This window comes from Nostoc sp. NOS(2021) (assembly GCF_017115025.1).
GTDB lineage: Bacteria > Cyanobacteriota > Cyanobacteriia > Cyanobacteriales > Nostocaceae > Nostoc.
The window spans coordinates 1-13,982 of record NZ_JABXKM010000255.1; the positions used below are offsets into that span (position 1 = coordinate 1).

Below are 13,982 nucleotides of genomic sequence, written 5' to 3' on the forward strand. Positions count from 1 at the left end.
GTCCCCAGTCCCCTGCTATATTGTTGAGTCTGCTGTTTCCATCTTAAAGTTTTCAGTATTGTCAACCTCAAGAGTTCGGAGCAATTCTCGAACTACATCTGTTGCTGGTCTTCCTGTCAAAGCACAGTAGCATTCAAGTTTCTTCATTTCCTCGGTTGTGAGATTTATTGTCAGTCGTTTAACAGCCCATTTTTTATTCATGATCCTCTTTTGTCTTTAATCTGTTGCTTTTTGTCGAAATCACCAAGTGATTACGATTGCTCCCGCAGTGCATAACCTACACCACGGACTGTATGAATCAAACGCTTTTCATTATTTTCTTCTAACTTGAGTCGCAGATAACGAATATAAACCTCAATAATATTAGAATCACCCATGAAGTCGTAACCCCAAACTTTCTCTAGAATTTGGTCTCTAGTAAACACCTGACGGGGATGTGAGAGGAGATATTCTAATAAGTCAAACTCTTTTGCTGTTAACTCAATGCTTCGTTTCCCCCGAAAAACTTCACGGGTGCGGTGATTTAAGCTTAAATCTTCAAATTGCAACAAATCCTCGTCTGTTTCTTGCGTGCGGCGGAGATGAGCGCGAATTCTAGCTAGTAGTTCCTCAATGCTGAAGGGCTTAACTACATAATCATCAGCTCCTGCATCTAATCCTGCCACGCGATCGCTCACTTCATCTTTTGCTGTCAACAAAATCACTGGTACTGTACTACCTGTTGCTCGCAAACGGCGACAAATTTCCAAACCTGTCAGCCCTGGTAGCATCCAATCCAAAATCGCTAAATCTGGCGATAAGTTTCGCGCCAGGGTTAGACCCGCGATGCCATCATGGGCTACACTTACTTGGTATCCTTCGCTACAAAGCTCTAATTCGACAAATCGCGCCAGTTTCACTTCATCTTCCACCAAAAGGATATGTGCTGTCATATTTTTGCTCCTAAAGCAGGTAATGTAAGAATAAAAGTGCTACCATAACCTGGCTCTGAAAGGACGGTAACTTTGCCTTCCATACCTTCGGCGAGGTGTTTCACAATCGATAAACCCAAGCCTGCTCCGCCAGTCGAACGAGCGCGGGACGGATAAACTCGGTAAAAGGGTTCAAAAATGCGAGACTGCTTCGATAAGGAATGCCATGACCCTTGTCGCTAACTTGAATCACTACCCAACCATTAGCCTGAGTGAGTTGCAAGGTAACTAGCTCACCCGCATCCGAGTATTTCACTGCATTAGCAATTAAATGGCTTAATACCTGCATGAGTTGATTCCAGTCTGCCTTTATTCTCACAGGAAACGGGGCGACTTCCAAATAGATTGCCCGATGCTCAAATTTCTCTGTCATCTGCACTATGTCTGCAACCAAATCATTGAGTACCAATAATTCAGGTTGGAAGGGCATCATACTGTGACTTGCTCGTGCTATATCCAATAAGTTTTGCAAAATTTCAGTCATGCGCTCTGCTTCCGAGACAGCCATCTCTAAAGCTTCTTGTTGGCTATCTGTTAAGTTCTGACTACGTTGCCAACTTCTTTGCAGATATGCATAAACCATGCTCAAGGGTGTGCGTAACTCATGGGCTAAGTCGTTGGTAAACTGTTGTTGCTGTTGTTTGACTTCTTGGAACTTGAGTGCATAAGTCCTGAGAATAAAGGATGATTTTACAGGTTTCCCAACGCTTAGATTAGGATATTTTTTTCAATAAATTATTGAATGCCAAACTGTGTTTTGTATCGCAGCACGGTTTGGTTAATTGAGAAAACAAAAAGGGGTGAATTAAAATATTCACCCCTTACCTTTTTCCTCTTATCTTTTTCCCAGACCACAAGGGAGGTGAAGAATACTTATTCAAACCGTATTAGTGGCATTCATGTCTCAGCGATACTACTTTAAGCGAGGTATATTTGGTATTACCAAGGGAGTTGAGGAATTAGCGCTTCGGGCATTAGTGCTTGAGGAAGCAGTGGTTGGGGAACTGAGGTTCAAGAAATCGATGAGTTTCAGGGTACGTTTACGAATTTTCCAGCGCCCATTTCTATTGACGACTTCATCTTCATAAGTGCCATTAGCGACATCAATGCTAGTTTCCGAACGTTTGTGAGTCGCATGGAGGTAAGAAGTCATTGTTGCTTGATTATTTTGAACTGAAATGTTTATCGTACCCATCAAGTGTTGGGTAGCTGTATAACCATTTCCTTGGAATACTGAATAGACAAAATCTGCCCAAGAATCTGTCCCATAGTTTGTTTGAGTTGCCCCATCAGGAAAAATGGCAGTGAGGACTGCATCTTGAGTAAAACAATCCCGATAAATATTCTTTCCCTGTAAGAGATTGTTTCTACCAATAGCGTCTGTTCCCAGCGAGTAACAGGATGTTAATTTTTGAATTTCTAATTCTGCGTTAGGTTGAGCTGCACTTGCTAGTTCAAACCTACCTCCAATAAACAGCACAAAAGTAACTGCAAGCACAATCAAAGTTATACGATTTAACAAAAACGAGATAGCCTTTGAAACTATTCGCCCATTCTCTCTTTTTTTTTCCACAGGATAGCCACCTTAATTTTTACGATTTTCCCATCTTGTAACTTGCTGCAAACTAAAGTTTTGGCTGAAGGTTTTAGCTAATTAAAACAAGCTAAATTTATTGCAGGGTAAGCTAGAGCTTACGTGCGCTTTCAGTCACAAAATTGATTTTTTAGTAAATGATGAAGCTAGTTAGTACAAGAATTGATGTTGTATATAATCAGTTATAACAGGTGATTGTTAAGTTTATAAGTGTTATTTGTAACTATGTTTATATTGATTTGATTAAGTATTCAAATTAGCACTTACTTATCTAGTTTTATTAAGGCCCCAATAATCTTTGTTTAGTGATTTACACAACTCAAATATAATTGCTATAAAACAATACGTTTAGCATCAGATAATTTCCCTCTTGATAGACACTGTAGAGACGCGAAATTGCACTGCGCTTCTCTACGAGACGCTATCGCGAACGCCCCGCTAAGGTTAAGGTACTGCTTTGCTAACTATGAGAAATTATTCTCCTAAAATGGGAATAGAAATTATAAATTGTGTTCCTTGTCCCAAGACTGATTCACAAATCAAACTTCCACCATGATTTTCTACTATAATTTGCCGACTAATAGATAATCCTAATCCCGTACCTTTTCCTACGCATTTGGTAGTAAATAAATTCTCAAAAATGCAGGCTTTAACTTCTTCTGTCATTCCTTTGGCATTATCTTGAATCTTAATCACCACATTTTCTACCTGTACATTAGTTTCAATAGTAATAATATTAGGATATTTTTCTTGAATATCTACAAAATTACGACCGATATTTACTTCTTCTAAAGCATCAATTGCATTGGCAATAATATTCATAAACACCTGATTCAATTGTCCCAAATAGCATTTTACTGATGGAATATCTGCATAATTTTTAATGATTTTAATGGCGGGACGATTATGATCAGCTTTCAGACGATGCTGTAAAATCAGCAAAGTACTATCAATGCCTTCATGGATATTAGCTAATACTTTAGAGGTAGTATCAGCACGGGAGAAAGTACGGAGAGAGGTACTAATATTACGAATACGCTGTGTCCCCACTGTCATACCATCAATCATTTTGGGTAAATCTTTTAGCAGAAAATCTATATCTATTTCTTCGGCTTTTTCTTCAATTTCAGCGCCAGGATTGGGGAATTTTTCTCGGTACAGTTGCAGATAGTCTATTAAATCTTTAACGATATCTTTTGCTTGGGCAATGCTACCTGTAATAAAACCAATAGGATTGTTTATTTCGTGTGCTACACCTGCAACTAAATTTCCCAGAGAAGACATTTTTTCACTTTGGATAAGTTGTAGTTGCGCCTCTTGTAAATCTTTTATTGACTGTTCTAATTCTCTAGATTTGTCTTGCGCTCTTGTGTACAAACTGGCATTTTCTATGGCAATAGCCATTTGAGAAACTAGGACTTTTAATACCTCTACCCTTTCTGGAACAAAAGCTCCTGATGATAACTGATTTTCTAAATAAATAATACCCGTAAGCTGTGATTGGTACATAATGGGCAAACAAAAGATTGATTTTGTTTGAGATTTCTGAATATAGATATCAAAGTTAAAAGGTTCTGCAAGTACGGCATCATTTAATACAAGATATTGCTGAGTGCGAAAAACATAATTAATCACAGAGAGCGGTAAATCCTGATACTTTTCAACAGGAATAGAGCGTAAAACCGTCACCACATCGTCAGCAGTATTCCCAGAAGCTTCGATATACAGGTGATTATCTTTAAGTAGGAGTAGGACTGCTTTTTGTGCGGCAGCGTTTTCTAGTAAAATTTTGATCAGCTTGCCCAACAAATTTTCTAAAACAATCTCATTGGTAATCGCTTGCGAAAACTTGATGAATGCATTAAAGTCTAAAAAATCGCTTAAGCTGCTATTGGTAGTAGTGCTAGTGGTAGGATGGATTGTATCTATTTTTGAAGTAAAGTTTTCTATAGTAGTAGTTTGTCCTACTAGAAAAACATACTTTGATTCTAAGTGTTTAACTTTAGCGATCGCACCCCAACGAATATAAGCATAATAGGCTTTAGTTATATAAGCTTGATGAATCAACTCTTTACCAAGAGATTGATAAAATTTTCCAGCTAACTCATAGGCTAAAGCTTCTTCTTGGAGAAAACCGTTTTCTTTAGATTTGGCAATAGAGTTCTCATAGTAGTCCATTGCCTCAAGCTTTTGACCTAAAACCTGATACCGTTCTGCCTCCACGAGATAAAATCTGTGTAAGTGATTCGTGGGAGCATGAGTAGCCCAGAGTTCCATCTTTTGCTGATTAGCTTCGACTTTTTCCAGAATAGCTTGCTGATCAGACTGTTTAGCAGTATGATAGATTGCCAAGTGGGCTAAAGAATCGTAAAAGTAGAAGAGTGGAACAACAAACAACCCTGTAACACCACCTAAAGATTTTTCTGCGATCGCAGCATTTTCTACAGCTTTAAAATACTCCCCAAATAAGTAAGAGAGCATTAGTTTATTAACAAATAAATGGTTAATTGTGTAAAGGTCATTTACTTGTTGATGAATTGGCAGCATACTTTGCTCGTCGTAAGCTTCTCCAATTAAACAGTCCACATTTTCAAAATTTCCTTTCAAGTTCAAAACTGTTTGCAAATATACTAAGTTCCAAGTTAAAGCTACTTGTTGCTTGATTTTTTTCAGCGAATCACAATAAGCTATCAGTTCTTTTTCGAGAACCCAAAGTTCCTTACCCATCCAAAATGAATGATAGGGATAAATGTAACCACAATAGCCAGCATATTCTAAATCTCCAGTTTCCAGACCACTAGAATACCCTGCCATTGCTGATGTTAATGTCTCCCTAACATGCTCTTTCCAATGCATAACATGGGCGCTAACAACCGTCAGAATCTTAGCCTTAAGTTCTTCAGCATTAAATTGTGACACCAAACTAGAAGCTAATTTCCCAAATTCATAGCCAGAATCAATTTCTCCTTGAACTCCACAAAGAAGTAATCCATAAAGACTATAACCATAGGCAGATACAGCCGTATTCCCATACATTAAGGACAAATTGACCATTTTACAGACAATAATTGGCATCATTGCAGGAGCAGTTTGAAAAGCCGCAGGGAGAACTCCCATTAAGATTCTCATAGCTGCAATCTTATTAAGATCAGTCATTAATGGTAAGTTAATTAAATCTGCGTAGACGTTTAGCGGCTTGTCGTTAGACATCGCTTTCCCTTTTAAAGAAGCAGCGATTTCATCCATCCCCTGCTGAATATCAGTTGATGTCGGTTCATCTGGAAAGCTTATTCCTAACAATTGTAGAATTGATACTGCTATTTTGATCGCTTCCAGTTGTTTGCTTTGAATTATAGAAGCGATAATCTGTACTTCATAGACTTTCACTTTATCTAAAAGGGTTTTGGCATGTTGCTGCACCACCTCAGCCCATTGTTGCATCTGCTCAAAATCACCGCCCAGATAGGCTACCTCTGCGGCTCCTTCATATAAACCTATGGTTAAGGTATATTCAGTTTGCCAAGCGTCTATATTTAAAAGTTCTATCCCATTTGTGAAGTATTTAAGAGCAGCTTCGTAAGCTGTAGAAGCTTTAGCTTTTCGCCCTGCAATTAAATTTAATCGTGCCAATTCAGTTTTTTCAGATTGCTCTATCAGGTTAACAATACCTACATTCAACTGATTGACGATATCAAAAATATTAGCTTCTATTTCCTGCTTAGGTATATTTTTAAGAAGCAATTGCCCAATTTTCAGATGAGTAGATTTCTTCAGTTCTTCTGGAATCAACGAATATGCTGCTTGTTGTACTCTGTCATGCAAGAACTTGTAACCCACCCGTGAAGTGTCGAAGTTTAAATTAACCGCTTCTTCTTGATTAAAAACTAAAGGAATTCGGTAAGCCTCACTTAAAGGCAGAATTAATCCCGCTTGCAAAGCCGAGTGTAAATCATTTGCTGTCAAAGAAGGTGATTTTTCATTGACTATCGATAAAATATCCAGACTAAATCTGTCACCCACACAAGCTGCTAATTTTAAAACATCTTGGGTAAACTTTGGTAGTTTTTCAACTCGGCTGGCAACTAACTCAACTACATTTTTATCAGTAATTCCAATTGCTTGTATATCCTCTATACTCCATTGCCACTTAGCATTAGCAAAGTCAAATATTAACAGCTTTTCTTGATGAAGTGCCTGAATTAATTGTGTTATGAAAAATGGATTTCCACCCGTTTTATTCCAAAGTAATTCAGCTAGTTGAATAATTTTATTATTAAAAATCCTGCTTTCTGCATCATGACTAAACTCTGTTTGTTGTAGAGTTTCAGCAACTAGATTAGTCACATTATCTAAATTTAAAGGTTGCAAAACAAGATTATTAACAACCGTGCCACTATTCTTAATTTCTTCTATTTTTTGGATTAAAGGATGTGCCGGACTAACTTCATTATCTCTATATGCCCCAATAAATAATAAATATTTGCTGTCGGTATCAGTTATGAGCAGTTGGATTAAATTTAAGGTGGCTGAATCTGCCCATTGCAAATCATCTAAAAAGATGACTAAAGGGTGTTCTTTTTGAGTAAAAACTTGGATAAATTCTTTAAAAACATGATTGAAGCGGTTTTGTGATTCTGTTGCCCCAATTTGGGCAACTTCCGGCTGTATACCGATGATTAATTCTACTTCTGGAATTACGTCAGTAATAACTTTTCCATTTGTTCCTAAAGCCGATAATATTTTATTACACCATGCTTCTATTTTTTCATTATTCTCTGTCAGCAAATACTGCATTAGATAAGCAAAAGCTTGAATTAAAGAAGCATAAGGTATATTCCGTTTTAACTGGTCAAATTTACCAGAAATAAAGTACCCTTGTCTGCGAGTAATGGGTTTATTAACTTCGTTGACTAGAACTGATTTGCCAATACCAGAATAACCCGAAACTAGCATCATTTCACTAGTTCCAGATGTAATGCGCTCAAATGCAGCTAACAATTCATTAACTTGTTCTTCACGACCATATAATTTTTGAGGGATTAATAACTGGCTCAAGATATCTAAACGACCTGGAACAAAATTAGTAATTATCCCCTTGGCTTCTAACTGCTTGAGACATAATTCTAAATCTGCTAACAATCCTGTAGCACTTTGATATCTGTCTTCCGCGTTTTTTGCCATTAGTTTCATCACAACTTCAGAGACAGCGGTAGGAATTTGTGAATTTAATGACTGCGGATTTATCGGTTGAACAGCAATATGACTATAAACTATTTCTAGGGGATCTTGACTAAAAAATGGTGTTTGAGCAGTGAGCATTTCATATAAAGTTACACCAAGAGAATAAAAGTCAGTGCGATAATCAAGAATGCGATTCATTCTCCCAGTTTGTTCAGGAGACATATAGGCAAGTGTGCCTTCAACGCAGTTAGGGTTATTAAATTGGGGATTTTCCTTATTCAGGCGGGAGGCTATACCAAAGTCAGTGAGTTTAACAATACCTGTCTGAGAGTTAATGATGATGTTATTGGGTTTGATATCTTTATGAATGATCTGGTTCTTATGTAAATAATCTAAAGCTTTAGTCAGTTGAATAGCAATGTTTAGATGGTTAATTAAGTCAAGTTTTTCTGTTTCTAGCACTTGAGCTAAAGATTGACCACCAAAGTCTTCTAACAACAGTCCTACACGATTTTCAAAGGTTTCTAGACTGATAGCTTTAACTATATTGGGATGGTCTAAAGCTTGCTGAATTTGATACTCATTTTTAATACGAGTAAAGGCTTCGAGGGTAGGATATTCGTTTTTAAGCAGCTTCAGGATAACTCGTTGTTGCGTCTTTGGTGTTTGTGTTTGATAAATAATTGTTTGAATTCCTTCGTGCAGAGTCGAGTTTATTTGGTATCCAGTACGATTTGGCATTGATTTTTCACTATAAAGTTACAAAATTACCATTACCCCCCGTTCTGTCGTGAAAGGGGTTCTATTTTAATTATTCCCAGTCGTAGAAAATTATTAACATTGGGATTCCGTACCCAAGGGTTGTAAATTAAAAAGCGATTATTCCCTTGTAAGGCAAACCAGTGGCTACAACCCAACTGTAACTTTTACGCCAACCGCAGAGAAGGACACTTTTCTAAAAACCCAGATGCTTTGTTATCGGCATCTAGGTTATGAGTATGTGCTGGCGTAGGTCGAATAATGCCACCAAATAGGTCATCCAACCCGTAGGGTGTGAAAAATTGCCATTGGCCTTGGGTATCTAGTCGAACTCCCACAGCAGTAGCAGTGTGCAGCCAATCTGCGATCGCATCCTCTGTACTAGTATAAGGTCTGCTACCAAGACGCCAACGAGCAAAACTAGCTTGATTTTTGACATCAAACTGGTCATGAGGAAATAGTTCTGTGAGAGTCACTTTTGCTGCTAGTTCTTGGGAACGATTCCCCTCTATATCAAAGAACGCAATATCAAAATCTTTAATACCTAACCCACAATTATCGCCAAAAATTGAATGCCAAACGGTGTTTCGGACTGCACCCCCGGCTAACCACCAGTTAGGTAGATTTAGTTGTGCGATCGCTCTTAATACTATATCAATACGTGTATCAGCTAAAATCATCTGTAGACGAGTGTTACTATTCATATCAAATTCCTGGGATTGTCAAGTAGAAGGTGAAAATATTATCATTCACATTTCACTAAGCTTACGGTGTTGATAGTCCTGCGGTGATACTTGGCGGGTCGATGTTTTTTAGGGTAACTGCTGAAGTCATAGCATAAAGAGAACAGGGTTTTACGGAAGGTTAAATTGTGAATTTAGAATTTATAATTTTTATTTATGGAAGATTTATTTGCGCGGCTAGAACGCACACTCAATCCTGAACTGCCTTCCCTAACAGAGTCACAACAACAACTCCTACAAGAACTCAGTATTGATGAAAATCAACCCGGTACGATTGGGCATGACTTTCAAATTCTGATAGATTTCTTACAACCAAATGGAGTGGAAGTTAGTAGTGTTAATAACCTTCTACCGCTAAAAATACTATCAGAAATTAATTCTCGCTTAAGTCACCCAATTGAAACTAAACTCAAACGCCCCGTACAGAAATCATACCCCTACATTAATGGACTATATCTGTTATTACGCAGTTCTGGGTTAGCCCAAATTAGATCCCAAGGTAAGAAGCAAATTTTAGTATTAGACGCAGCCACCTTAGAATCATGGTCAAATCTCAACCCAACAGAACGCTATTTCAACTTATTAGAAGCTTGGTTAATTTGGGGAAATAATGAAATTTTGGGTGAACATCAAGACTCATTCGGTAATTTATTTAGATGCATTCAACTTTGGCCTCGCGTTCCAGATAAAGGTTTAGAATTTCCTAAATATGAAAACCAACACGATATTAGTTATTACCCCGGACTGCATAACGTTGCTCTATTAGAGTTATTTGGATTGTTATCTATCAAACATGGAAAACCACAAGAAGGCAAGGGGTGGCGCATTACTAGTTTACAACGCTTGCCCTTTGGTGATGCTCTGTTGCAATTACTCTTTCCATTGGGTATACGAGGAGAATTACAGGATGAGGTAAATGTGACTTTTGGAAAATTGCAGTCACATTTTCAACCATTTTTTCCAGAATGGGAGCATAATTTACTTATTCCCAAACAAGGCTTCACTGATGGTATTTATATTTTTAAAGTGTCCATTTCTCAGGCTTGGCGACGCATTGCCATACCAGCGAAAAAACCATTAGCCTGGCTAGCAGAGACAATTCTCGATGCTTTCGATTTTGATTACGATCACCTGTACGAGTTTAGTTATAAAGACCATTTTGGTCGCATAATCAAAATCGGTCATCCCTATATGGAAACACCCCCATTTGCAGACCAAGTGCAGATTGGTGATTTGTCTCTGGAACCCGGTGCTAAAATGACCTATCTTTATGATTTTGGTGACAACTGGAAATTTGATGTGCAGTTAGAAGCAATTAATCCACCTGATAACAAAATCAAAAAAGCCAAAATTTTAGAAGTTCACGGAAATGCGCCTCAACAGTATTGGAGTGAGGATGATGAATTGGATGAAGATGAAGAATAAAGGGAATTTATTACATACTTGTTGAGATATTTAGATAAGGTATAGGACAGTGCATCAGAAATTGGCAGAACTAGTCAATCAGTGTAGAAGACCGACTATCGAGTTACTTAGGGAGGTGCTTTTATGTAGGCGAGAATTATCGGAAAATGAAAGTAATTTCATGACATATATGGCTGGATTTTCTCATCATGAATTTGCAGAAAGTTTATTTTCAGATTTTAATTTATCCTTCTTAGAAGGGACTTCGATATTTTTTGATAGAGAAAATAATAAGTTTCACTTCAAAATATTATTAAATGACCAATCTCATTACTGTGGTAAGTTACATATGGGAAGGATAGAGCGTGATTATGCCTCTCCAGGGTTTGGGAGTCGCATGGCTTTCAGGGATAAAGATGGTTTATACATTGATAGCCTTGGAAAGCAGCTACGCGGATGTTCTGGAGAACAGGTGAGAGCGTACATCGCACAAGGAACATCAGGTATAGCTGAAAACGTGGTATCCCATCAAAGAGATTTGCAAGATTATTGCTTAGTTACTCATTTCGTTGGAGCAGCTGAGCCTAATGTGGATATCAATGTGAAAACTGTTTTCAGCAGAGTCACAGCGTGCATTTTTGTAAACACAAGGGAGAACGATTTCTATAATTTGTCGCTTGATCAATTTCAACACCGAGTCGAGCTATACCCGTTACTAAAAAGCGTATATTGGTATGTCATAGATGCCATACAGCCTGAAAGAGTTACAGATTTTCTACACAAAATTAAAGCCGATTTCAAACTCATGCAATATACAGGTACAAAGCATGACTATCTTCAAGAAGTACTACCTGAGATTGAGACAATGATATTAGAAATTCTTTCCCGTAGTCGGGTTGAGTAGAATCGCAATCTTCCGTAAGTTGGCGTAGATATAGCGAAATATTTACGCCAAACTATACCAAAGGAGATAATAATAAATTTTTACTGGTAAACTACTTTAATGAACATATTAAATTATTTAAAACAGTAATAGGGAACCCAAATTATAAGTTCAACTTGTGTATCATATATATTTCTACTTGTCTGCAAATCATTAATAAAGCTAACACACTATTAATATTTCACATGAAAACTTACTGGACATTTCCAATCAAGTAATTTAAGTGAAATTGGATAAGTAAGACGATTTTGGTTCATTTTCAACACTTTTAACAGTTATTTCTAGACAAGCTTGATGAAAAACGATACACCGCACGAATTGAACCCAGACCAAGAAATTGGGCGCTTGATTGATGAGGTAATGTCTTCATCTCTGACTGATGAACAGTACCGCAAAAAGATGCAGCGACGCAAAGAAGTCCAAGATAAGCGCATCGCAGAAGCTGTACCAGAAAAAGGGTTAATTATTGTAAATACTGGTAACGGTAAGGGTAAAACCACTGCGGCTTTAGGGATGGTGTTACGATCGCTAGGTCACGGGTATAAAGTAGCGATCATCCAATTCATCAAAGGTAGCTGGGAACCTTCCGAAAAAAGGGTTTTCAGCTATTGGGAAGACCAGATAGAATTTCACGCAATGGGCGAAGGCTTTACCTGGGAAACTCAAGACCGCGATCGCGACCTCGACAAAGCTAGCGCCGCGTGGGAAAAATCATTAGAATACATCCGCAACCCAGATTTTCATCTGGTATTGTTAGACGAAATCAATATCGCCCTCAAAATGGCTTACTTACCAGTAGAAGACGTTTTAGCAGGTTTGGCGCAAAAACCAGCTAACAAACACGTTATTCTCACAGGTAGAGGCGCACCAGCTGCTTTAATTGAGCGTGCTGACCTCGTAACCGAAATGACCCTAGTTAAGCACCCTTTCCGCGATCAAGGCGTGAAGGCGCAACCAGGAATTGAGTATTAAAGAATTCAGAATTCTAAAATGATTTCTATTTCAGGGGTAATGGAGGTGATTTTGTGCTGTCAAAAATTGCTATTTAAAACAGCATTTTGCGATCGCCTCTACATGCTCTACATTCCCCGGATGACGTTGCAGTGCAAGCGGGAGTTCGTCGTCCGATGATGATTGGGTTTGAGTCTGATGAAATTCGGCGGATGGTGACAATGGATAACCTCACCGCAGTAGAGTGATGGCAATTTATGAGCAGAGCAGTATCTAAACTAACCTGTTCGACATAAAAGCAGAACTTACGCAAACAATAGCCAAAAAGAGTGATTTTCTTCTTAGGGGAAATTCATGAATTCCCGCTACAGCGTGTACTTTTGCGTAAGTCCTAAAAAGTTGTATATTTAATCGTGTAGACCGTTCACAGTTAATAGTCATTCTGAAATTATTTAAATTTTTAGTTGTAGAAATAAAAAGACGAACTCATGGCAAATTCAGTTTTCAATTTATCTAACCTCAACGGCACTAACGGCTTTGCCATCAACGGTATCAATGCATATGAGCTTTCAGGTAGTTCTGTAAGCAGTGTGGGAGACAGATCAGGCAACTCTGTAAGCAGTGCGGGAGACATCAACGGTGACGGCATCGCTGACCTGATTATCGGGGCAGATAATGCCTCACCCAACGGTGACGACTCAGGGCAGAGCTACGTGGTGTTTGGCAGCAAGTCCGGTTTTGGTGTCCAAGTCAACCTATCTACGCTCAACGGTACTAATGGCTTTGTCATCAACGGCATCAAAGCAAATGACCGTTCAGGCTTCTCTGTCAGTAGTGCGGGAGACATCAACGGTGACGGCATTGACGACCTGATTATCGGGACAGATATTGAGGGCTCCCCCAGCGAGCTTTCAGAGCAGGGCTACGTGGTGTTTGGCAGTAAGTCCGGTTTTGGTTCCCAATTCAACCTCTCCACCCTCAACGGCACTAACGGTTTTGCCATCAACAGCATCAAAGCAGGCGACTTCTCAAGAAACTCTGTCAGCAGTGCAGGAGACATCAACGGCGACGGCATCGCTGACCTGATTATCGGGGCACATATTGAGGGCTCCTTCGGCGAGCTTTCAGAGCAGGGCTACGTGGTGTTTGGCAGTAAGTCCGGTTTTGGTGCCCAATTCAACCTCTCCACCCTCAACGGCACTAACGGCTTTGCCATCAACACCATCAAAAGTTATGAGGACTCAGGTGTCTCTGTGAGCAGTGCGGGAGACATCAACGGCGACGGCATCGCTGACCTGATTATCAGGTCAGATATTGTGGGCCCCAACGGCGAGCCTTCACAGCAGGGCTACGTGGTGTTTGGCAGCAAGTCCGGTTTTGATGCCCAATTCAACCTCTCCACCCTCAACGGCACTAACGGCTTTGCCATCAACACC

At 38.9% G+C, this 13,982-nt stretch carries 10 protein-coding genes and 1 pseudogene; 5 read left to right on the forward strand and 6 right to left on the reverse strand.

Going from position 1 to position 13,982, the window contains the following annotated elements; translation table 11 throughout:
* Positions 1–15: 15 nt before the first annotated feature.
* From HWQ41_RS26305 to HWQ41_RS26335, 6 genes and pseudogenes are all read right to left on the reverse strand, one after another.
* On the reverse strand, positions 16–201 hold the full coding sequence (locus tag HWQ41_RS26305; protein ID WP_292769702.1) for a CopG family transcriptional regulator: 186 nt from the start codon (positions 199–201) through the stop codon (positions 16–18).
* Between the two features lie 50 nt (positions 202–251).
* The gene (locus HWQ41_RS26310; protein WP_292769704.1) at positions 252–932 is read right to left on the reverse strand and encodes a response regulator transcription factor; all 681 of its coding nucleotides are present in this window, start codon (positions 930–932) and stop codon (positions 252–254) included.
* Positions 929–1,554: pseudogene (locus tag HWQ41_RS26320) on the reverse strand (HAMP domain-containing sensor histidine kinase). The gene HWQ41_RS26310 and the pseudogene HWQ41_RS26320 overlap by 4 nt, the downstream one beginning before the upstream one ends.
* 330 nt (positions 1,555–1,884) lie before the next feature.
* Complete coding sequence (locus HWQ41_RS26325) at positions 1,885–2,469, reverse strand: nuclear transport factor 2 family protein (RefSeq protein ID WP_292769710.1); 585 nt, start codon at positions 2,467–2,469, stop codon at positions 1,885–1,887.
* 570 nt (positions 2,470–3,039) lie between these two features.
* Entirely contained in the window at positions 3,040–8,487 is a 5,448-nt protein-coding gene (locus HWQ41_RS26330; RefSeq protein WP_292769713.1) for an AAA family ATPase, read from the reverse strand.
* 185 nt (positions 8,488–8,672) lie between these two features.
* A complete protein-coding gene (locus HWQ41_RS26335) occupies positions 8,673–9,209 on the reverse strand; it encodes a nucleotidyltransferase family protein (RefSeq protein WP_292769716.1) in 537 nt (178 codons plus the stop codon).
* Between the two features lie 195 nt (positions 9,210–9,404).
* Here HWQ41_RS26335 and HWQ41_RS26340 point away from each other — a divergent pair, with 195 nt between their 5' ends.
* The 5 genes from HWQ41_RS26340 to HWQ41_RS26360 all read left to right on the forward strand — a co-directional run.
* Entirely contained in the window at positions 9,405–10,673 is a 1,269-nt protein-coding gene (locus HWQ41_RS26340) for a plasmid pRiA4b ORF-3 family protein (RefSeq protein WP_292769718.1), read from the forward strand.
* A 160-nt stretch (positions 10,674–10,833) separates the two neighbouring features.
* Positions 10,834–11,556 (forward strand): hypothetical protein, encoded by a 723-nt coding sequence (locus HWQ41_RS26345; protein WP_292769721.1) that lies wholly within the window; start codon positions 10,834–10,836, stop codon positions 11,554–11,556.
* A gap of 333 nt (positions 11,557–11,889) precedes the next feature.
* The gene (gene cobO / locus HWQ41_RS26350; RefSeq protein WP_292769724.1) at positions 11,890–12,567 is read left to right on the forward strand and encodes a cob(I)yrinic acid a,c-diamide adenosyltransferase; all 678 of its coding nucleotides are present in this window, start codon (positions 11,890–11,892) and stop codon (positions 12,565–12,567) included.
* Positions 12,568–12,653: 86 nt separating this feature from the next.
* A complete protein-coding gene (locus HWQ41_RS26355) occupies positions 12,654–12,794 on the forward strand; it encodes a hypothetical protein (RefSeq protein WP_292769726.1) in 141 nt (46 codons plus the stop codon).
* 240 nt (positions 12,795–13,034) lie between these two features.
* A partial coding sequence (locus tag HWQ41_RS26360; protein WP_292769729.1) for an integrin alpha occupies positions 13,035–13,982 on the forward strand: 948 nt, incomplete at its 3' end.